Raw genomic sequence first — 22,981 nt, forward strand, 5'->3', positions numbered from 1 at the left:
AATGACCTTGTGGTGCATGACTATATCACTACTTGCTTACAGCACCTTGCTGAGCAGCCAGATAACCTTGAGCCACTGCTACCTTGGAATATTAAGCAAGGCTAGGTGTCGTTAGCTATACGCTTACGCTGAAGTATTCAAGTTTTCTTTTTCTGACTAACCGAGAAGACCATTGTGGTTCTTCAGCTATTTTTGCAGCCCAAGGCATACCAACTAGCACTATTGGCACTTTGGCTTCTTCACTAATAAACTTTAGCCCATTTGCGATTTGTTGCCTTTCTTGTACGCTTTTAAACTCTATTAACTCCTGAAACTCGTTAATAATTAATAACTCTACTTGAGCTTTAATTAAGCTTTCTACAAGCTTTTTAGTAAGGTCTGTTTTGTAGCCTCGTTTTTTCATTTGGCTACTTCCGAATAGCTCCAGATCTGCCAGCATTTGGATTAAAGTTGCATCTAAGCCTTTCCCCCTAGATATACGACTTACTAATACTGGCATAGTGTTTCGACTATAGCTTTGTGTAGCTAGGACTCTTTTTTTATAGTGATTAATGGTATGGCTTTTTCCTACTCCTGTATCACCAATTAATAGCATACATTGCTGATCTGACTGAAATTTACGATTTAATCTTAGCTCATCAAAGTCATTAAAAATTGTTTTAATTTGAGGATGCATAACGATGCAATCGCTAAAGTTGCGTAACTGTTCTATCTGTATTTCTGTTAAGGCATTCATTCAAATGCCTCTAAGTCATCATCCCAATCATCACAAGTGTTGTTACTAATATTTTTTTGCACAGGGACTGCATCATCTTCAGAGACCTTAATAGTTCCTTTGCCTGTATTACTTACATCTGCTATTTGAGCCTGCTTTTTAACAGCTGTAATCTTTGCTTTAGTTTTTGACTCAATAAAAGCTTCTTGTTCTTGCTTTACTCGCTCATGAATAGCCATGCGAGCTTTAGCTAAACCCAAACTATTTTTAGATTCCCTAATGATTTCTCTGTTAATTTTTTTTATTGTTTTATGCTCATAGACACTTAACCCATCCGTATAACCGGTAGGGTCTGTACACGGTACTTCTAGGTAGCTTTCTAACTCTTCTAAATAAACATAAATTTTTGAAATATCATCAGGGTCGACTTTAATCAGTTTTTTTAAAGTTTCTTTTGTTTGCGGATAATGTTTACGATAATCAGCTAAAGCAGTCGAGTCATACATTAGCTCTTGATATTTGATACCATTTCTCGATAATGTTCTTGAGTCTGAGATGCGCATTAACATTGAAAAACGCGCTTCCTCCTCTTCATTCATAGTCAATGGTGGATAAACATCAAACCCTTGTTCCCATCGCTTAATTGGGATACGAGTTTCACGTGAGTTACTATCTTGGTGGTATACATCAACAATCCAGCGGTGAAATTCTTCTACAAACGTTGAAAAACGCATGATCGCATCTTTCTCAGGTTTATATTCTTCTTTTTCTAAAATATTTGAGAATGTTTTCCCTGGTAATTCTGGTAAGAAATATTCATTAATCACTCCAAAAAAGCGCTCTATAAACGGTTTTAACCAAGGCTTACGTACAGGGTTATATTGAATATTTATTCCTGCTGACTGACAAGCATGCTCTAAGTTTTTTGACCAGAACTCAGCACCATTATCTACTACTAAGTTTTCAAATTTTCCAAAGCAAGGCCAATCATTTTGTAGTTGTATATTCAGAGCATCAAGTGACTTTGGCTTAATCGCATGAGCAATAGCCTTCGCTGCAGATACATACGAAGGAGATTTATAACTAAGATGAAAACCAAGAACACAGCCACTAAATACATCAATAAGTAATGTTAGGTAAGGTCTTCCTATAGGGATAAGTAACTCATCATCAAGTAGAATTAAATCAAGTGGGGTATGATCAATCTCTACACGCTCTAATATTCTTGTGGGGGGGACATGAGCAGCGCAGTAAGCAAACCATTGATCTGCTTTAAATTTGCCATGTCTTGCCACCGCGACCGCATATGGGGGTATTGCTTTGATTCTTTTATTAAAGGCAGTGTAAGATATTATTGGGATCTTACCATCAACAATACTCTCATTTTCAATAATAATAAGGTCTTTATAGTACTGATAGGCAGTTGCTATAGTCGGTCTTTTAGCGTCTAAAAATCGCTCTAAAGCTTTATCAAAAAACTTATCATCCCCTTCTATACGGTTGGTTCTGTTTCCCATTTTATGGCTTTTATCAGCAAGGGAGGCAATATCCCCATTGCTGTCGATGTATTTTTTACGCCAACGAGCAACAGTCCGCCAATTTGGCCGAACTTCGTCACGCCCTTTAAAAATCTCATCTAAAATAGGGTTTAAATTTAGCTGGGTCCATCCACGTGAAAGTTTTTTATCTATAAAGCTAATTAGCTTATACCTTTGTAGCGCTTGGTTTTTCAAATCATCCGTAAAGGTATCCAAATCACGCTTGATCAAGTTAGTGTCATCTAATTTGACATATTGTGTAGGTGTTTGTGGTTTGAGTGGCGCTAACGACTCGTCAAATTCATCGAAAAAATCTGTCATTGTGAAATCCATAATGTTGGGTTATTCGTTAGATCATCATCCTCTAAATCTGCTTTCAGCAAACCTTTATGAATCAACGCATATAAAAAAGACCGTGCTTCACCAATTGGTAAACCAAGCTGAGAACTTATATCATTTAGCTTGATTGCCCCTGATTTATGAATAAAACTGAGCAGTTCGTTTTGAATGCCACTAACACCATAAACACCGGAATAACGGTGTAATAGTTTTAAGTTATTTAATATTGGATCTACCCTAATTTGCCTATCAGTTACTAGAACAAGGTCAATTCCCATTTTTAATGATGCATCTCGTCTAGCAGCAAATTTTGCTCTAAATAGTGGAGAAGCAATTTTAGAGCAAGGTTTATATTCGTGGTATTTTTGGGTTTTATTCGTATACGAAATCAGTGCATCAGGTGTGTATGGTAAGCTTTTACCCATAAACTCATATTTAAAGCCTTCAGGCTGACTCCCAAAACTCTCTATCAAGTCGTTATATTCATGATGAAAACATGCATCAAACTCTAATGTACTTTCACACATGATTACACTACAGACTTTAGTGCTTGCAAATTTGAATACATTTTTATTAGGAGAAGGCTTTCTTAAGTTGCGTATATACATGAGTAAAATAACTATTTTTTATTTGCATTGTACACATACTATACAAATAAAAATAAGTTATGTCACACTATGGTTTAAAATAAAAATAACCAACTGATATTAAAGAGGTTAATTATTTACCTCTATTTTCATAAGAGGTTTTATGTCAAAGTATGATTTAATTATGTCAAGCTATGGTTATATTATGTCAAACTATGGTTTCAGCGACACAATTAATGAGAATATGACAAAAAAATACGAATAAAGAATTACACCATAGCAGCTTTGACATACACATCAAAACGGTTCTTTTTGGTTTTAATCTGCATACTAGGCGTTTGGCTATTTAAAAACGGGGCGTAATCGGGGCGCTTAACCACCACTCGCTTACTGGCAAGTGGGTAGGCAAATGCGAGTAAGTCATCAGCATCATTATCAGCACCAACCAAGTCTTGGAATACCCGCATTTCTTTTTTTACTAGCGCTGATTTTTCACGGTGTGGAAACATAGGATCAAGGTAAACTACATCGGGCATGCTGTCACATTGCGCAAGTAAAGTATGGCTTGAGCCAAATACTAAGCTCATGTTTTGCTGCATCCATAAGCCAATTTCAGCGTCATTGTAAGCGCGTTGCAAGCCATCATAAAGTAATGCCGCAACAACCGGGTGGCGTTCATATAAAATTACTTTACAACCCAGCGATGCCAATACAAAACCATCACGTCCAAGGCCAGCTGTGGCATCAAGTACAACCGGTGTTGCGCCTTTATTCAAACCCACCGCTTTGGCGATAGACTGCCCTTTACCGCCGCCAAATTTACGACGATGGGCCACAGCACCGGTAACAAAGTCAACGCTAATAGCGCCAAGTTTTGGTTCATCGGTTTTTCGTAAGCTTAATCCTTGATCATCATAATGAAGTGAAAAGCCTTCAATTTGTGCAGCCCACTCAGCAAGCCCAAAGCGCTGTTCAATTTCATTAAGATAAGCACGTACTTCTTTAAAAGGACACTGTATAACCAAAATAAACTCCGACCATAAATAGCCCGCGAAGTATATCAACTGCTTGGCGCTATAGCACTAAAATAGCTCAATACCAGTTTGCGCATTAACGTCTTGAGTGTGCTCCGGCGTAACAGTTTTACTCAAGCTGTCGATAAACTCGCTGCGCGATTCAATAATATGATTGAGCTGATGCTTAATAAAAGCCAAGTCATCATTTAAGATTGTTAACTGTAATTGTGTTTGCTCTAATTGCTCAACTTGCAGTGGCAACGCTTGATGCGCAGCAAAAGTGGGATCTTGCTGTATAAGAGTGCGTAAATCAGATAGCTGAGTTGCTAGTTTTGCTACGGCATCTTCACGCGCCTCGCTACTGACAAATAATTGCGAAGAAAGCTCATTAAAAGCATTACCAACCGCATGCGCTTGGGCCAGTGCTTTTTCGTTTACTTCCATATCTTGGATTTTAGCATTGGTTACTTCCAAAATATGCGGGAATAAATCTTTATAGCGGCCATACAACACAACATCATCTAAAGGCATATTTTTAATTAAAATAGACACTTTCGGGTAATTAACAATAGTACGACTACTAAAATCAACAAAGCGATTAGAATAACGATGCTTTTCTAATAACTCTTGCTCTAACGGACAAACACCACCGTCATCAGTACACACAATCCCTACATCTTGATACCAAAATGCCACAACCACATCGAGATTTAATGGTCGGAAGAGTTCAAAAAAATAGGCTGATAATGCTTGCACATCATGGGCGTGATAGATTTGCCCAACATAACGCATTATGCGACCCATATCACCGGAGTCAGTCATGGCTATTTCAGCGGTGTTCTGCGCACGCGCTACATCATTTTTTAACTTAATAGAATGCTGACGATATTGATATAGCACCTGAATACGCGCCATTAACTCCTCTGTATTAAAGGGCTTTACAATGTAATCTGCAGCACCGGCATTATAACCTTTAACACGCTCTGGTAACTCACTCTTACCTGATAAAAACATAACCGGGATATCTTTGGTTTGCTCAATATTTTTTAACTCAGTGCATACTTGGTAACCACTTTTACCGGGCATTTCTACATCCAGTAAAATTATATCTGGGTTATATTTTAGCGCTTGTCTTAACCCTTCATCACCATTTTTAGCATGAATTAACTGACAAAACCCCGCTAATGATTCTTCAATTACATGGTGAACATATTTATCGTCATCAATTGCCAGTACCAGTTTTGTCATGCCCCATTCCTTTTTATGGATTACCTAAAAAGCATAGTACGGAGCCCTAGTTTTGCGAAGAATTATTAGCTTAAAAGTAAAAAAGCGCCAAACGGCGCTTTTAAAACAATAAAATCAACTTACGATTTAAGCTGCGATACCGCTGTGGCGCAATAGTGCATCTACACTTGGCTCACGCCCACGGAAGTTTTTAAACAATTCCATTGGCTCTTCACTGCCGCCTTTTTCTAAAATATGCTGCATAAAAGCTTGCCCTGTTTCTGGGTTAAAAATACCTTCTTCTTCAAATTTAGAAAACGCATCAGCCGAAAGCACTTCAGCCCATTTATACGAATAATAACCCGCGCTATAGCCACCTGCAAAAATATGACTAAAACCATGTTGAAAACGGTTAAACTCTGGCGCTTTAACAACTGACGTATGGCTACGTACTTCATCTAAACGCGCTTGAATTTGGCACTCTTCACCCGCTTGATAATCGTTATGGATTCTAAAATCAAATAACGAGAATTCGATTTGACGCAGCATTTGCATGCCTGAGTTATAGTTTTTAGCTGCTAGCAGCTTATCCAATAACTCTTTAGGCAATGGCTCACCCGTTTCATAGTGACCTGAAATAAAATTAAGTGCTTGTTCTTCATAACACCAGTTTTCTAAAAATTGGCTTGGTAGCTCAACAGCATCCCATGCAACACCATTAATACCCGCAACTGGCGCTGCATCAACTTGGGTTAGCATATGGTGAATACCATGACCAAACTCATGGAATAAAGTGGTAACTTCATTATGAGTAAACAGTGCAGGCTTATCGCCAACCGCTTTATTAAAGTTACACACCAAATACGCAACTGGCGTTTGTAACTCGCCATTGGCGCGTACTTTGCGACCCATACAGTCATCCATCCACGCGCCACCGCGTTTGTGATCACGCGCGTATAAATCAAGATAAAAACGGCCACGCAGGGTATTGCTACTGTCGTAAATTTCAAAAAAGCGTACATCTTTATGATAACTATCAATGTCTTTTAACTCTTTAACACTAATACCAAATAAACGATTTACGGTTTCAAACAAGCCGCTTAGTACTTTATCAGCAGGGAAATACGGACGCAGTACTTCATCTGATATTGAATATTTTTCTTGCTTGAGTTTTTCACCGTAATAGCCATAGTCCCATGCAGCTAATTCATCCATGCCGTGTTTTTCCTTGGCGTACGCTTGTAGTTCAGCGAGCTCTTGCTCAGCTTGCGGTTTAGATTTAGCGGCTAAGTCTTCTAAAAATGAGAATACTTGCTCTGGTGTTTCAGCCATTTTAGTAGCGAGTGACTTTTCAGCATAACTGGCAAAACCTAACAGTTGCGCAATTTCATGACGCAGCGCGAGTTCTTCGCTCATGATCGCTGAATTATCAAACTCACCTGCGTTAGGCCCTTGATCAGACGCACGAGTGATAAATGCTGTGTACGTTTCTTCACGTAATTCGCGATTATCAGCATACGTCATGATCGGTAAGTAAGACGGGAAATCAAGGGTAAATACCCAGCCGTCCAATTCTTTGCTTGCTGCGGTATCTGCCGCTAGCGCTAATGCCGACTCAGGTAAACCAGCAAGCTCAGTTTCATCTGTTATGTGCTTTTGCCACGCCAGAGTTGCATCCATCACGTTATTACCAAACTTAGCCGCGAGCTCTGATAAGCGCGCGCTGATTTCGCCGTAACGCTTTTGCTGCTCAGGCGCCAAGGCAATACCTGACAATTCAAAGTCACGCAAGGCATTGGTGATGGTTTTTTGTTGCGCTGTATTTAAGGTTTTAAACTCGTCGCTGTTGTGTAGAGCGTTGTAGGCTTCATATAAGCCTTGGTGTTGACCTACAAAGGTTGAATACTCAGAGATAAGCGGTAAACACTGTTCGTATGCTTCACGTAATTCATCGCTATTAACTACTGAGTTCATATGCGATACCGGCGAAAACATTCGGGATAATTTATCGTCAACTTCTTCAAGAGGTAACACTAAGCCCTGCCAAGTGAATGATTTATTAGCCAGCACTTCATCTATTTTAGCGCGGCATTCATCAATACCCGCTTTTAGCGCTGGCACAACATGCGCTGGCTTTATTTTTGAAAACGGTGGCAAGCCTTCAAGGCCTACTAGTGGGTTATTTTGTAAATCGCTCATGTTAGCTCTCAAATCGTTTCGAATATGATTTTTAAGTTGGGGCGCAGCGCTTGAAATACAAGGGGCTTTTAACGGGTCTTTCATGTGTTATTATCGGATAAATACGTTTTATATAAACTTGAGGAATAACTATGGCTCAGCATTTTGACTACATTGCAATTGGCGGCGGCAGCGGCGGAATAGCGTCAGCTAACCGTGCAGCAATGCGTGGCGCGAAAGTGGCACTAATTGAAGCAAAACATATGGGTGGAACCTGTGTAAATGTAGGCTGTGTGCCAAAAAAAGTAATGTGGCATGGCGCTCAAGTTGCTGAAGCAATTAACTTATACGCTCCAGATTACGGCTTTAATGTTGAAGTAAAAGATTTCAACTGGAGTAAGCTAGTAGAAAGCCGTGAAGCCTATATAGGCCGTATTCACAAAGGCTATGACAATGGCCTAGCTAAAAACGGCGTAACTGTTATAAAAGGTTTTGCTAAATTTGTTGATAGCAACACAGTTGAAGTTGATGGCGAACTTTATACCGCTGATCATATTTTAATTGCCGTAGGCGGTCGCCCTAGCATTCCAAATATCCCAGGTGCTGAACACGGCATCGATTCAAATGGCTTTTTTGAGCTAAACGAGCAACCAAAACGCGTTGCCGTTGTGGGTGCCGGTTATATCGCAGTAGAGATTGCCGGAGTACTACACAGCCTAGGAACAGAAACCCATTTATTTGTGCGTAAAAATAAACCACTACGCTCATTTGACCCATACATCATCGACACATTAGTTGATATTATGGCCAAAGAAGGCTCGACGCTACACACTGAATGCACAGCAAAAGAAGTGGTTAAAGAAAACGATGGTAGCTTAACCATTCATTTTGAAAACGGCTACAGCCATAATGTTGACCAGGTTATTTGGGCTATTGGTCGCCAGCCAACAACTGATAAAATCAACCTAGCAGCAGCTGGCGTTAAAGTAAACGAAAGTGGCTTTGTAAAAGTAGATGAATATCAAAATACCACGGCTAACAATGTTTATGCTGTGGGTGATATCATCGAAGGCGGCATTGAGCTTACCCCTGTTGCGGTAAAAGCAGGCCGTACCTTATCAGAGCGTTTGTTCAATAAAGAGCTGCCAGACGATTTAAAAATGGATTACAGCCTAGTACCTACCGTGGTATTTAGCCACCCACCAATAGGCACTATTGGTTTAACTGAGCAAGAAGCTATTTCGCAATACGGCAACGAGAACGTAAAAGTGTATAAATCAACGTTTGCTGCTATGTACACTGCGGTAACCCAGCACCGCCAAGCATGTAACATGATGCTAGTGTGCGCAGGCTCTGACGAGAAAGTTGTAGGCTTACACGGCTTAGGTTTTGCTGTTGATGAAATGATCCAAGGCTTTGCCGTGGCCATGAAAATGGGCGCAACCAAAGCAGATTTTGATTCAGTAGTGGCAATTCACCCGACTGGATCTGAAGAGTTCGTTACTATGCGCTAGTTAAAGGCTCAAAAAATAAAACCTTGCAGTTAACGCTGCAAGGTTTTTTATTGCCACCAGCTTAGATTAGTCACTTTATTACTGTTCTATCGTGGTTAAATCTGCAAAATTTCGCTAGTATTGCGGGGTGTTATTTTTATTAACGCTCCATCAATTAGGAATTTATGAACAAAGATTTACTGCTCCATCCGGTACTTATTTCATTAGCAATGATCACCATTGCGTTTGCTCTTAAAGCGCTGGTTGACAGATTTACGCGCCATAAAGCAGAAAAAAAAGAAAAAGATATTCGCTATATTTCACACAATATTAAGCACTCGATTAACTTAGCAACGGTGCTATTACTGCTATTTGTATGGTCTACTGAAATCCAGAACTTTGCGCTGTCGATAGCGGCATTTGCAGTGGCTATTGTATTTGCGACCAGAGAGTTTATTCAATGTATTATTGGCTTTTTCTATTTAGTCACTACCCGTCCGTTTCGGGTTGGCGACTGGGTGCAGGTTGGTGAATATTATGGTGAAATAGCAGAAACTGATTGGATCAAAACCACTATGCATGAAATTGACATGCACACCTATCAGTTTTCTCGCAAAACTATTTATATTCCGAATAATAAATTGATCACTAACCCAATTAAAAACTTAAACTTTGTAAAACGTTTTACCACACATCACTTTAGTGTTGTGCGTAAAGAAAGTTTTAATCCGTACCCAATTTACGCAACGCTACTCGATAAAGCGAAGCAATATTGTGAAGAGTTTCAAGATGTGGCAGGTCGTTATAATTCGATTATCGAAAGAAAGTTAGATGCAAAAATCTCTGGACCTGAGCCTGAAATACACTTTAGTACCACAGAGTTAGGCGAGTTTAAAGCCAGCTTTACGCTATTTTGCCCAACTGACAAGGCGCTTGAAATAGAGCATAAGCTAACGGCCTTTTTTATGGAGCTTTGGTACAGTGAAGCTGCAAAAAGTGAATTAAAAAACTAAATTCAAGCACTTTTAGTTATCAATCAATAAAGAAAAAGCTTAGCTCTATCAGGGACTAAGCTTTCTTTTTTACAGCTCACTGGCAGTTACAAACATTAAGCTGTGCCACCCACTGTTAAGCTATCTATTTTCAGGCTTGGTTGGCCAACTCCTACAGGCACACTTTGACCGTCTTTACCACATACGCCCACGCCTTTATCAAGCGCTAAATCATTACCTACCATCGAGATTTGCTGCATAACTTCAGGGCCGTTACCAATTAATGTAGCGCCTTTAATTGGTTGGGTGATTTTGCCATTTTCGATTAAGTATGCTTCTGAGGCACTAAATACAAACTTACCTGAGGTGATATCTACTTGGCCACCACCAAAGTTAGGCGCGAAGATGCCTTTTTTAACCGTGCTAATAATATCGGCTTGGCTGTGCTCGCCGCCTAACATATAAGTGTTGGTCATACGCGGCATAGGTAAATGCGCGTATGATTCACGACGGGCGTTACCGGTTAGACTAACACCCATCAAACGCGCATTCATTTTATCTTGCATGTAGCCTTTTAAAATTCCGTTTTCGATAAGCACGTTATAGGCTGCTGGCGTGCCTTCATCATCTACATTCAGCGAACCACGGCGATCAGCAATAGTACCATCATCAACTATAGTACATAGCTCTGAAGCAACTTTTTGACCTACTTTACCGCTAAACGCAGACGCGCCTTTACGATTAAAGTCGCCCTCAAGGCCATGACCTACCGCTTCGTGTAACAACACGCCTGGCCAGCCATTACCTAATACCACTTCCATAGTACCTGCTGGGGCATCAATAGCTTCTAAGTTTACTTTAGCTTGACGAACGGCTTCTTCTGCAAAACCCATCCAACGAGGTTTACCTTCTACTAACTCTTTAAAATAACCATAATCTAAACGTGCACCGCCACCTGCACCACCACGTTCACGGCGGCCATTTTTTTCCAACAACACAGAGCAGTTTAAACGGATCAATGGGCGAATATCGGTGGCAAATGTACCATCACTGGCCGCGATTAATACCTCTTCATAGACCGCTGACATTGAGCTGATCACTTGCTCAGCATCGGGGGCCAGTTCGCGAATGTAGTTTTCAAGCTCACGTAATAAACTTACTTTGTCTGTATCAGTCATGCTTTGAATCGGCTGTAATGGGGCAAACTGCTGTTTTACTGCCACATCACTAAATACTTGAATCGCTTTGCTTTCACCTGCTTCGGCAATGCTGCGCGCAGCAGTTGCGGCTTTGTTAAGCGCTTCTAAGTTAATTGCATCAGAATAGGAAAAACCGGTTTTTTCACCGCTAACTGCGCGTACACCGACGCCGCGTTCAACGTTGTAAGAGCCTTCTTTAACTAACCCATCTTCAAGCACCCACGATTCATGGTGGCTTGATTGAAAATACAGATCCGCATAATCAACGTTACGCTGATGAATAAAACCGAGCGTTTTTTCGAGTTCTTCTCGATTTAGCTGGCTGTCGTGTAATAAATGCTGTTCAACTGTGTTCATAATAAATGCTCTTTAAATCGTTGGTGAGATTGCACTGGCATATCTCGACGAATGGCGTGTAAGCGGTTTAGATCTGGCTGACAACCAATAAACCCAATGCCATTTGCAAGCTCGCTGAGGACATCGCCCCAAGGAGAAATAATAATACTGTGGCCGTATGTCGCGCGACCATTTTCGTGTTGCCCTACTTGTGCAGCAGCAATAACATAACTTTGTGTTTCTATCGCTCTGGCCGTTAATAACGGTTGCCAATGGGCTGCACCGGTTACGGTGGTGAACGCACTGGGCACTAAAATGATTTCAGCCCCAGCTCGTTGCAAAGCACTAAATAAGCCACTAAAGCGTAGATCATAACATACTGTAAGGCCTATTTTACCAAACGGTGAATCGACCACAACGGTGTCACTGCCCGCTTGAGTGAAGTTAGACTCGCGATACGCGCCAGTTCTATCAGCAACATTAACGTCAAATAAATGTATCTTATTATACTGAGCCAGCACTTCACCTTGATCATTAAACAACAAAGATGCTGCAAAGTATTTTTTGTGCACAGTGGCAATAGGTAAAGTTCCAGCGGCTAACCAAATATCATGCTGGCAACATAACTCACTTAATTGCTGCTTATAAACATCACTTTGCTTTGCAACAACAAGTGTTTTATGACCGCTATTGGTAAATACTAAGAAGCTCTCAGGTAAACACACCAATAACGGACGTGTTGCAGGAAGCTTAGTTAACAGCTGTTTAAGTTGATTCATGTTGTCATCAGCACACAATCCTGAGCACATTTGTAGAGCAACTATCATCGTTTAATGCCTGATTGGGTGACTGTATCTACGGCACCTTTAAGTGTTAGTTCATTAGAAGCTGCGGCTTGAGGTTGGTTTTGTGCAGCTTGCGGAAGAGTCACTTCACGACTTTTACGGTCTACTTCTTTCACCACAGGATCAGTCATACTGCCTGTCACTTTAAAATTAATTTCTGAAATAACCCGCGCCGAGTGGATCACTTTATCTATCGCCAGTGCAGCCAATCCGGTTACGGGATTAACCATCCAAGCAACAATCACCGGAATACTCGATGTTACTTGTGGAGCAACCGCTAAATCATAATCTATTTCCATGGTATTGAGATTAGTATGGCCTTTAATGGTTAAGTCGGCAGGAACACCATCCATTTTCGTATCTTGGGTATAGGCAACACCTTTATCTAACTGCATAGTACCTTGTAAGCTGTTATAGAAAAACCCCTTCGAAAATACATCTCTAAAGTCGAGCTTTAACTTACGCACTAATGAATCAAGGCTCAGTAACGAAAATACCCGCGCTCCGCCATCGCTTATCTCAGCTAAGTGCCCTTCACCTAAGCGCCAATCTAAATTACCCGACAAACTTGCTACATCAAATAAATAAGGCGCATCTTGCCACCCGAGATTAAATTGAATGTCCGCAGTTGAATCTTCAACTGTAGTAGTAATATCAAACTCATCAAATAGTTCACCAATATCATCACTGTGCATATTACCGCTAAATTGGCTTATCCCTTCTTGCCATTGCCCTTTAGCACGTAACACATGTTCGCCTTTATCAACTACTAGCTCAGATATGGTGAGCTTATGACCATCACCATAAAGCGATGCGCTGACCTTATCTAATTGATAGCTAGCCACTTTACAATCAGTACACTCAAATTCAATGGCCGGTATGTCACTCAGCCAAGTGTAATCTTGTGGAGTTTCAGATAGCGGCAATACGTCTGTTGCTGGGGCAAAATTAACACGTAAATAATCACTGTTAATATGAATCGGACGACCTGATTTATCGAGCGGAATAAGTACTTGCGAGCGTAATTCTTTGGCGTTAAGGCGCAAGCTCAAATCACTGGCAACTGGCGCTAAGCGCATTTCAAAATCATTAAAGGCGATATCGGCTATGGTTAATTGCTGTATATTACCGACAACTTCTTTTAGTGGTGGCAACACACTTTGTTGCTCACCCTCTGCTTGGCTAATAGTGATGATCTGCTGGATCAAATCAAGCCATGGTAATAAATCTGTTTGCTCTAAATTTATAGCAACAGTTAAGTCTTGCTGATTTAATCCTAAATCTTGTTTGCCTAAGATGATGTGTGCATTGTTTAACACGCTGCTGCTGTTCTCTAAGATGCCATTAAAATATAAATTGTTATTGATATTGGCCGTGATCAAATTAGAGATATCATCACCTTGAACAACCGCTGTTAGCGGCCAAACCTGATCCGCGCTTTTACTATAGGGGGCAGGTAACTCACTGCTCAGCCCTTCGAGTTGCGAACTAACATTAGCGCGATAATCAAAGCCGTCCGTTAAAAAGTTTAGATCAAGGTTAATAGCCACTTCACTTTCCCCATGCACGTAACCTTTTAATAAGTCTTGGTTATGAGAAATTAACGTCTCAGCATTTAACTGTGCTTTTATATCAACGTCGGCACGGTAGTTTGGACCAATATTTTTACCATTAACGTTAACTTTCAGCGGCATTCCTAACCAGCTTGCGTTAGCATTTTCTAAAGTGATCTGATCATCATTGAAATAGAGTTTACCTGTTACATCTTCAAGCTGCAGCCCTGGTTGTGCTAAATACACTGGCAGATCTTTTAAATTAACCATGCCTTTAGCTGTTACATCTAATTCATTTAAATCAACCAATAACTCAATATCAGCGCTGGCAGTGCCTTTACCTTGGATCACCGCAAATACATTCGCTAGTGGGTCAGCAATTGGCGTTGCTTTAAAAAACGGAAGTAATGTTTCCATCTCAGCACGTTTATTAATTTTTACGCTCAGTAGATCTGCGTTCATTAGATCTGCAATGCTGACATGCACGGCATCTGCAACGGCTAAATTAACTAATTGTCCCTGCTGAGAATAGATGTCCATACGTTGATTTTCAAAGTGTAATTTTGCACCAGCTTTAGTGACTTCAGGCCAATCAGGGGCGAATTGATAAGTGGCGTTATCGACCTGTGCTAACACTTCAAACTGTCCTGAGTTATCAGCAAACGGGAAACCCGTTAATGGTCCAGAAAACAGCACTTGTGTTTGCGTGAGTTCGCCACTTTTAATAGCCCCAGTTAAGTAATCAACTAAGTTTTTAGTCATTACAGGGCGTGGGAAATAATGGCTGGCAATACTGACATCCGGCGCAAATGCTTCTGCGTATAAATCTAGCCGTGGCTGCTCGCCTAAGCTAAGCTTCATTTCGGCTGCAACAGTAACGTCTTCATTATCAAGCCACATATTATCACTGCTGATCTGCCAACCTTGCTTACTATTGGCTAAATCAATTTGCATATTCAGTTGCTTATATTTGATTGGCTGACTAAAAGTATCAGCGGTAAGTAACTCGCTGTTTTCACCAAACAGATTGATACGACCACGATCTTGATTTAACAAACCATCGACAAGTAAACCCTGTACACCAGGCACGCTTTGCTCTGCAAGCCAACCCAACTGCTGAGCTTCAAACCATAATTGCCATTGCTGTGTTGATGTAAACTGCACATAAGCGCGTTTAACTTGACCACTGGGTTGACGATTTAACAGCGGATCTAATTCAGCAAAATCACTTAACTGGGCTAACCTTGTAACCAAATCAAAATCGAGCTCTTGCAACCAAATCTGTTGTTGCTTGTTATCCAACTGCGCTTCAAATTGAAAGTCGGGCCAATGCTGTTGATCGTTTGAAAGCCGCACCCCTGAACTTTTTAGCCGCCAACCTTGCTGCCAAGGGTAAAGGTGAACCCCCCCTTCACTTAAACTAAATTGATGATTTTTTGTATCTTGCTGCCAATTAATAAAGCTTGGTAACCATTTAACTGTGACATCTTTGATCAAGCCTTTTTCAATACTCAACCATGATTCTAAGTTGATGTCAGAATTGAGCTGCTCTTTACTCGTATTAATATACTGAGCCAGCCATTTCGACACATCAACATTATTTGCGTGCACATAAACATCACCCAACATAGTTTCTAGCGTGGTTCCGGTTAATGCTAAACGAGCATCAAAAGTCCCCACTGAAATCCCAGGTAGTGCTAACGTGCCACTACCCAAGTGTTGCTCGCGTTGGTTTTGCCAAACGATGTTCTCAAGCACCACCCGACGCTTTTTACCATCTGCCAATATAAAATTAAGACTACTATTTTCAACTGCAAAATGACCAGTTTTACCCAAGAACAAGCCTTCAATTAGCTCTTTTTGTTCAAAGGTTACCGCACTGCTGTTTGACTGCAACATAGTCGACATATCAACATCAGCATGAAAACCATTGATCACAAAATAGTTAGATTTTAACTGTCGTGTTTTAATGGTTTCCCATACGTTTAATTCAAGACTAGCTTTAGCGATGGTCAGTGCAATGGGTGAGGTTTCATTATCTTCAAAGGTGATATCTTCCAAGACAATAGAAGGACCTTTGCCATGCCAGTTGGCAGAAATAGCTCCAATTGATAAATTAACAGCAAACTTATCAAATAGGTAACTCTCTAGGTCACCTTTATAGTCATTGGCATACGGCAGGGTATATTTTACAACCGAAACAACAACGGCCAATAGTACCAAAGTGATAGCACACATTTGCCATAACTTGTGGATACAAAAAAAACAGACCGTATTTGCTTTCATTACATCATAACCACATCAAACTGCTCTTGGCTGTAAAGGCTTTCGGTTTGAATGCTCACTTGCTTACCAATAAATAACTCTAGCTCTGCAAGGTTATGATACTCGTCATTAAGTAATGCCTCACTTACTGCAGGAGCGGCATAAACCATAAATTTATCAGCCGCGTAAGCACGGTTTACGCGGACAATTTCACGCAGTATTTCATAGCATACGGTTTCCACGGTTTTTTGTGAACCGCGCCCAGAGCAGGCCGGACATACATCACATAAAATATGTTCAAGACTTTCTCGAGTACGCTTGCGGGTCATTTCCACTAGGCCTAGTGCCGATAAACCATTAATATTTGATTTAACGCGATCTTTACCCAGCGCAGACTCCAGTGAATGCAATACCCTGCGCTTATGCTCTTCGCTAATCATATCAATAAAGTCGATAATGATAATACCGCCCAAGTTACGCAACCTAAGCTGACGGGCAATCGCAGACGTGGCTTCTACGTTAGTGTTAAAAATAGTTTCTTCGAGATTTCGATGACCAACAAAGGCTCCGGTATTAACATCGACCGTGGTCATCGCTTCGGTTTGGTCGATAATTAAATAGCCACCAGACTTTAACGTCACTTTACGATGTAAGGCTTTTTGTATTTCGTTTTCAACATCAAACAAATCAAAAATTGGTCGCTCGCCTGGGTAATACTCTAAAGCATCGGAAAGGATTGGTACAAACTCTGCGGTAAAGCTTTTTAGCTCTTCATAAGTTAGCTTTGAGTCAACCCGAATACGCTCCATATCTTCCCCTACGTAATCTCGTAGAGTTCTAAATGCTAGGGTTAAATCTTCATGCAGAATACTTTCTTTGCTGGTTTTTTTACGTTTAGTGACGATTTTTTTCCATAGTTTCTTTAAAAACTCGGCATCGTGACGCAATTCAGCTTCGCTGGCGCCTTCTGCGGCGGTACGAACTATAAAGCTGCCATCTTCATCCCCATACTCACCAACAATGCTTTTTAAGCGTGCGCGTTCTTCTTCAGTTTCTATGCGCTGGCTCACACCAACATGGGTGGCATCTGGCATAAACACTAAATAACGAGAAGGAATGGTGATGTCAGTTGTTAAACGTGCGCCTTTAGTACCCAGTGGATCTTTTACCACTTGCACCATAATGTATTGACCTTGGCGCACTAACTCGCGAATATCTTGTACTTTTTTGATTGGTTGCTCGTCAACACCTTCAACAATAGAGGCGCTATTTACAATATCAGACGCGTGTAAAAAAGCCGCTTTATCTAAGCCAATATCAACAAACGCAGCTTGCATACCCGGTAGCACTCGGCTTATTTTACCTAAATAAATATTACCGACGATACCTAAATTGCCAATACGCTCTAGTTGAATTTCTTGTAATACACCGTTTTCAATCAGGGCAACACGGCTTTCACTCGGGGTGACGTTGATCAGTAATTCTATACTCATGTTACCTACTTAGGAATTCGCTTAATAATTTTTCGCATTCATATAAAGGTAAGCCTACTACTGCAAAATAGCTACCGGAAATATTGGTAATAAAGCGCCCACCGAGTCCTTGAATGCCATAGCCACCCGCTTTATCTTGTGGCTCACCAGTTTGCCAGTATGCTGCTAATTCTTGTTCTGAGAGTGTTTTAAAACTCACTTGCGTGGTCACTACACTACTCATGACCTGATGCTCAGTGGCAAATGCAATTGCCGTTAATACTTGATGACTGCGCCCAGACAAACGTTTTAGGGTTGCCATAAAGTCAGCTTTATCGCGGGGTTTACCAAGTGACTGATTATCGATGACCACCACGGTATCACTGCCGAGTACGGGGCGATCTGTATATCCCATAGCAACACCGGTTTGAGCTTTTAGACGCGCTAAACGCTCAACAAGTTCAAGAGGAGTTTCGTCTGCTAGCTGGCTTTCATCAGCATCGACGCTAAATTGTGAAAATTCGATACCAAGCTGAGTGAGTAATTCTTTGCGCCGAGGAGAAGCTGACGCTAAATAAATGGCAGTTTGCATTACCTGATCCTAAAATGACGGCGATATTTACGTAGCAATAAGAAAATCCAAGGCCAACTTAACATGCCAGTCACCACCGGCCATAAATACTGCGGGTTGAAATAAACGTCCATTAAAAAGTGATTAAGCCAAAATTGCATTAAGTGATATAGGGTTAAAAATAATCCCACCAGTATCGCTTGCTGCCAAATTGAAAAATTACGAATTTTTTGAAAGTTACTTACGGTTACAAAAATACAAATTGAGTAAGTGAGTGAGTTAATTCCTAGCGGCGACCCTGTGGCTAAATCAATCAGCAAGCCAACCACCCAAGCCGTACCAATATTTAATCGATGTGGAACAGCTAACGCCCAGTACATTAATACTAATAACACCCAGTCAGGACGAAAGGGGTCAAACGAAAAAGGCAATGGCATCAATGCCATGATCAACGCAAGGAAGATGCTCACGGCTATCAATAAAAAGTAACGACTATTCATTGCTGATAGTTTCCTGCTGATTACGCCATAAGATCACTAGTAAGCGAATACGATCTAACTGAGCTATCGGCTCGGCGTATACTTGAGCAAACGGGCGACCCTCATCACGATTAATTTCAGTTACTACCGCAACCGGGTAGCCCTCAGGAAAAGTGCCTCCAAGTCCTGATGTAACCAGCACATCGCCAATCCGTACATCTAAACTATGGGGTACATGAGAGAGTTTAACTGAATTGATTTTACCAATCCCTTCAACCACAGTACGCACATCATTACGTAAAATACGTACTGGTGTGGCATGGGTTGTATCGGTCATCAGTAACACCCGTGACGTCGTTGAACCTACTTTAGTAAGTTGTCCGACGACCCCCATTTCATCAACCACCGCTTGACCTTCACTGATGCCATCTATGGTGCCACGATTGATCACCACTTGATGACTATAAGGATTTGAATGAACCGAGAGAACTTGGGCAATAATTTTACGATTTGACTGCTTAGCAGAAGAACCTAGTAATGCGCGTAGCTTTTGATTTTCTTTGCTTAAAAATTGATATTGCTGAAGCTGTTCGCTTTGCAGTAATTGTTTTTTCTTGAGGGCTTCGTTTTCAGTTAATAACTGATCGCGCGTGTGTAAGCTTTTAGCCCCGAGGCTAAATACTTCATAAGGTAAATTGGCTAAATACAATAACGGACTAACTAAGGTGTTTAAACTAGTGCGTACTGTGGTGCCACCTTGGGTATAACGATCGCCTACGATCAACATAACACTCAATACGACTGCGACAAAAAGCCGCAGTTGTAAAGAAATGGTACGCCCAAACATTAATTTCATTAGTCGTAACTAAATACGTCACCACCGTGCATATCAATCATCTCAAGGGCTTTACCGCCGCCACGTGCTACACAGGTCAATGGATCATCAGCAACCACAACTGGAATGCCGGTCTCTTCCATTAATAAACGATCTAAATCTTTAAGCAATGCGCCGCCGCCCGTTAACACCATGCCTTTAGCAGAGATATCTGACGCCAGCTCTGGTGGTGATTGCTCAAGGGCAACCATAACTGCGCTAACAATACCCATTAATGGCTCTTGTAAGGCTTCTAAGATTTCATGCGAGTTAAGCGTAAATGAACGCGGTACACCTTCAGCAAGGTTACGGCCACGTACTTCAATCTCAATGGGCTCATCTGTTTTAAACGCTGAACCGATTTGATGCTTGATGTTTTCAGCAGTTGCTTCACCGATTAAGCTACCAAAGTTACGGCGTACGTAGTTGATAATTGCTTCGTCAAACTTATCCCCACCAATACGTACAGATGATGAGTACACCACGCCGTTGAGTGAAATAATCGCAACTTCAGTAGTACCACCACCGATATCAACAACCATAGAGCCTGTCGCTTCTGATACTGGTAAGCCAGCACCGATTGCAGCAGCCATTGGTTCTTCAATTAAATACACTTCGCGAGCACCTGCTCCCATAGCTGATTCGCGAATCGCACGCTTTTCTACTTGCGTTGCACCACAGGGTACACAAATAAGTACGCGCGGGCTTGGCCGCATAAAGTTATTGTTATGCACCTGTTTAATAAAGTGTTGTAACATTTTTTCAGTTACATAAAAGTCAGCAATTACACCGTCTTTCATTGGGCGAATAGCTTTAATGTTACCAGGCGTTCGGCCAAGCATTTGCTTAGCTTCAGTCCCTACTGAGGCAACACTTTTAGGACCACCAGCGCGCTCTTGACGGATCGCAACTACTGATGGTTCATTAAGGACAATGCCTTCGTCTTTAACATAAATGAGGGTGTTGGCTGTACCCAAGTCGATCGATAGATCGTTTGAAAAAATACCACGGAGCTTTTTAAACATGAGGCTGGATGACCTTTGAAAAACATTCTTATATTAGCTTATGCAACTTTACCATGCTGAATCAGTTCGGCAATAAAAAGTGCAGCTACCTTTGTTAATTGGGTAAAAAGGAAGCTATGCTTCCTTTTTAAATTAATTCTATCGTTCGCGTACTAGACGAAAACCGATATAGTTTGCACGAAAGTCTGGTGCTAAAATCAAACGAGTTGAGGCACGAGCTAAACTAGGCGCAAAATTCCACGCCCCACCACGGACAGTAACATCCACTTGCTCAGCTGACTTATGAGTCCATTCCCATACATTTCCTACCGTGTCGTAGAGACCAAATGCATTAGGTGCAAATGAGCCAGTTGGCGCTGCACTTTTGTTTGACCATTCACTACTACACCAACCACAATTGGCTAAATTTTTACCTATTTCATTACCCCACGGGTATTCAGTTTTCGTACCAGCGCGTGCTGCATACTCCCACTCCACCTCATTAGGTAATCTATATTGCTGACCTGTTTGTCCAGACAACCAATCCGCATATGCTTTTGCATCGTTGTAAGTTAAGCACACAGCAGGAAAATCACTGCTTTGCTCAAAACCTGGATTGCGCCAATTTAAATTAACTTCCCAGACTGGTTCGCCATTTAAATAATAAGCACAGCCACGATTACGCTCCGCTTCTGTTTTATAATTCGTATTAGATACAAACTTTTGATAAGCACCTACTGTCACTTCTTTATTTTGCATCGCAAATGAGCTTGCAATGGTTTTTTCAACAACTGGACGCTCATTTGCAAGTCCATTACCATTGATATCCCCCATTTCAAACTTACCTGCGGGAATAACTACTACGTCAACAGTTGCAGCATTGCCTATAGCTGTACTAGTTACTGATATCGTATTACGTTGCTCGCTGGTGTATGTCGGTGCAGCAATCGACTTAGGCTTTTTTACCAACTTAGCATGAATCGTCTGCGGCTTTCGTAAATCAACACGCACACGATAAGGTTTATAACCCTGCTTGCGAACTTCAACATCATGAATACCACTTGGTAAAGTCGTTGCTAAACGTGTTGAACCAAAACTTACGCCATCAATAAACACTTCGTCATCGTATACGTTAGAACGCAGTGTAAATTCAATCATTTTATTACTATCAACAACTTGTGTATCAACCGTTGACATTCGTTTGACTGAATAATCACGTATCGGTTGCTCACTCAAGCGTGACACCGAAACGTTGGCATTATCCTGACTATCACTGAATGTTAACTGACTATCAGTGAAAGTAGTATCATAACTGATGGTTTGATATCCAGTGCTAAGAGGTGTGCCATATTCTGAACAGTAACGGTTATCGACGTTCAATAAATTACATAAACGACTGCTATTTACATCACCGCGCATAGTAACACTTAAGTTAACGTTATAATTGCCTTGGCCGCTAAAAGCACTATTGACTACGTGGCTACTTAAAACCTGTACTTGTGCGCCTGCCATATTGCGCTTTGGTTCAACAAGCCGCTCTTCAGTTAAGTTAGCAAATATTTGGTCAACAAAACGCTTCGTTGCTTTTTGTAAGCCCATTTGCTGGCCGCGTTGCTCACAGGCTGCCAATGTTTCTGTACGTTTACAGTTGATGGTGTGATTAACTTCTAATGTACCTTCGCGGGTAAATTCGTTGCGTAAACGTTCAACTCGGGCTGTTGTTAACTGTTCTTTTAAGCTTTCGAGTGTATTTAACTGGGTATGTTTTGCTACGCGAATTTGTTCAATATCTTTGCGGTGGGATGCAATTGCCGCCAACTGCATCGCGATATCATCTTTATTCTGCTTATGATCAACCACAGCTTGTTGATACCGCGCTTGTGCAGCACTAATATCAATAGTGGGATCATCAATTAAACGACGATACATTTCATTCATGGCATCAAGTGCTTGATTTTTTTCTTTGTCTAGCTCAGTTGAACGAGTGCGTAATAAACTCAGCTGGCTTTGTAACTGACTTTCTTCTTTTAAATGTTTTTCAAGTATCTGTGTAGCGTTATCGTATTCAGCTTGTTTAATACTGATCTCAGATTCAATTCCAGTAACAGTTGCTGTATCTTGTGCAAAAGCACTTGATGCAAACAAACTAGCTGAAATTAACAGAGATAAAGGAGCAATTCGCATATATTCCATTCCCAAAAAGCGGCAATTATTTGGTCATTATTTATTTTTTATAATTAAACTCTTATGCTATGTACTTGCAAGGCAAAACACAAGCTTTGTTCAAAAATTATCTGA

General features: G+C 41.0%; 17 protein-coding genes. 2 read left to right on the forward strand and 15 right to left on the reverse strand.

Translation table 11 applies throughout. The features are described 5' to 3' along the window. Positions 1 to 115 precede the first annotated feature (115 nt). The 6 genes from HHO47_RS05435 to prlC all read right to left on the reverse strand — a co-directional run bounded on the left by HHO47_RS05435 (position 116) and on the right by prlC (position 7,621). On the reverse strand, positions 116 to 736 hold the full coding sequence (locus HHO47_RS05435) for a TniB family NTP-binding protein (protein WP_248290932.1): 621 nt from the start codon (positions 734 to 736) through the stop codon (positions 116 to 118). Then, positions 733 to 2,574 (reverse strand): Mu transposase C-terminal domain-containing protein, encoded by a 1,842-nt coding sequence (locus tag HHO47_RS05440; RefSeq protein ID WP_064668640.1) that lies wholly within the window; start codon positions 2,572 to 2,574, stop codon positions 733 to 735. The genes HHO47_RS05435 and HHO47_RS05440 overlap by 4 nt, the downstream gene beginning before the upstream one ends. Continuing rightward, positions 2,571 to 3,119 carry a TnsA endonuclease N-terminal domain-containing protein gene (locus HHO47_RS05445; RefSeq protein ID WP_227008880.1) on the reverse strand — a complete coding sequence of 183 codons (549 nt, stop codon included), beginning with the start codon at positions 3,117 to 3,119 and terminating at the stop codon, positions 2,571 to 2,573. The genes HHO47_RS05440 and HHO47_RS05445 overlap by 4 nt, the downstream gene beginning before the upstream one ends. A 329-nt stretch (positions 3,120 to 3,448) precedes the next feature. After that, on the reverse strand, positions 3,449 to 4,204 hold the full coding sequence (locus tag HHO47_RS05450; protein ID WP_169019371.1) for a class I SAM-dependent methyltransferase: 756 nt from the start codon (positions 4,202 to 4,204) through the stop codon (positions 3,449 to 3,451). Positions 4,205 to 4,261: 57 nt separating this feature from the next. Then, complete coding sequence (locus HHO47_RS05455; RefSeq protein ID WP_169019372.1) at positions 4,262 to 5,443, reverse strand: response regulator; 1,182 nt, start codon at positions 5,441 to 5,443, stop codon at positions 4,262 to 4,264. A 126-nt stretch (positions 5,444 to 5,569) separates the two neighbouring features. Continuing rightward, complete coding sequence (gene prlC, locus HHO47_RS05460; protein WP_169019373.1) at positions 5,570 to 7,621, reverse strand: oligopeptidase A; 2,052 nt, start codon at positions 7,619 to 7,621, stop codon at positions 5,570 to 5,572. A 131-nt stretch (positions 7,622 to 7,752) separates the two neighbouring features. On the opposite strand from prlC, the gene gorA reads away from it, so the two are divergent. Beyond that, positions 7,753 to 9,114: a glutathione-disulfide reductase gene (gene gorA / locus HHO47_RS05465; RefSeq protein WP_169019374.1), complete on the forward strand. Its 1,362-nt coding sequence runs from the start codon at positions 7,753 to 7,755 to the stop codon at positions 9,112 to 9,114. A 164-nt stretch (positions 9,115 to 9,278) separates the two neighbouring features. Further along, a complete protein-coding gene (locus tag HHO47_RS05470) occupies positions 9,279 to 10,106 on the forward strand; it encodes a mechanosensitive ion channel family protein (protein WP_169019375.1) in 828 nt (275 codons plus the stop codon). A 95-nt stretch (positions 10,107 to 10,201) separates the two neighbouring features. Here HHO47_RS05470 and tldD read toward each other — a convergent pair whose 3' ends face one another. The 9 genes from tldD to HHO47_RS05515 all read right to left on the reverse strand — a co-directional run bounded on the left by tldD (position 10,202) and on the right by HHO47_RS05515 (position 22,867). Further along, positions 10,202 to 11,641 carry a metalloprotease TldD gene (gene tldD, locus HHO47_RS05475; RefSeq protein ID WP_169019376.1) on the reverse strand — a complete coding sequence of 480 codons (1,440 nt, stop codon included), beginning with the start codon at positions 11,639 to 11,641 and terminating at the stop codon, positions 10,202 to 10,204. Further along, a complete protein-coding gene (locus HHO47_RS05480; protein WP_169019377.1) occupies positions 11,638 to 12,447 on the reverse strand; it encodes a carbon-nitrogen hydrolase family protein in 810 nt (269 codons plus the stop codon). Before HHO47_RS05480 ends, tldD begins: the two co-directional genes overlap by 4 nt. Further along, entirely contained in the window at positions 12,444 to 16,304 is a 3,861-nt protein-coding gene (locus HHO47_RS05485) for a YhdP family protein (protein WP_169019378.1), read from the reverse strand. The genes HHO47_RS05480 and HHO47_RS05485 overlap by 4 nt, the downstream gene beginning before the upstream one ends. Continuing rightward, positions 16,304 to 17,776: a ribonuclease G gene (rng, locus tag HHO47_RS05490; protein WP_169019379.1), complete on the reverse strand. Its 1,473-nt coding sequence runs from the start codon at positions 17,774 to 17,776 to the stop codon at positions 16,304 to 16,306. The genes HHO47_RS05485 and rng overlap by 1 nt, the downstream gene beginning before the upstream one ends. A 1-nt stretch (position 17,777) precedes the next feature. Beyond that, complete coding sequence (locus HHO47_RS05495; protein WP_169019380.1) at positions 17,778 to 18,347, reverse strand: Maf family protein; 570 nt, start codon at positions 18,345 to 18,347, stop codon at positions 17,778 to 17,780. Beyond that, positions 18,347 to 18,826 (reverse strand): rod shape-determining protein MreD, encoded by a 480-nt coding sequence (mreD, locus tag HHO47_RS05500; protein WP_169019381.1) that lies wholly within the window; start codon positions 18,824 to 18,826, stop codon positions 18,347 to 18,349. The genes HHO47_RS05495 and mreD overlap by 1 nt, the downstream gene beginning before the upstream one ends. Next, positions 18,819 to 19,661 carry a rod shape-determining protein MreC gene (gene mreC / locus HHO47_RS05505; RefSeq protein ID WP_211183620.1) on the reverse strand — a complete coding sequence of 281 codons (843 nt, stop codon included), beginning with the start codon at positions 19,659 to 19,661 and terminating at the stop codon, positions 18,819 to 18,821. Before mreC ends, mreD begins: the two co-directional genes overlap by 8 nt. Further along, on the reverse strand, positions 19,661 to 20,704 hold the full coding sequence (locus tag HHO47_RS05510; protein WP_016709506.1) for a rod shape-determining protein: 1,044 nt from the start codon (positions 20,702 to 20,704) through the stop codon (positions 19,661 to 19,663). Before HHO47_RS05510 ends, mreC begins: the two co-directional genes overlap by 1 nt. A 138-nt stretch (positions 20,705 to 20,842) precedes the next feature. Further along, on the reverse strand, positions 20,843 to 22,867 hold the full coding sequence (locus HHO47_RS05515; RefSeq protein ID WP_169019382.1) for an SUMF1/EgtB/PvdO family nonheme iron enzyme: 2,025 nt from the start codon (positions 22,865 to 22,867) through the stop codon (positions 20,843 to 20,845). Positions 22,868 to 22,981: the final 114 nt, after the last annotated feature.

It is taken from the genome of Pseudoalteromonas arctica, assembly GCF_012927645.1.
GTDB classification, from domain to species: Bacteria; Pseudomonadota; Gammaproteobacteria; order Enterobacterales; family Alteromonadaceae; genus Pseudoalteromonas; species Pseudoalteromonas arctica_A.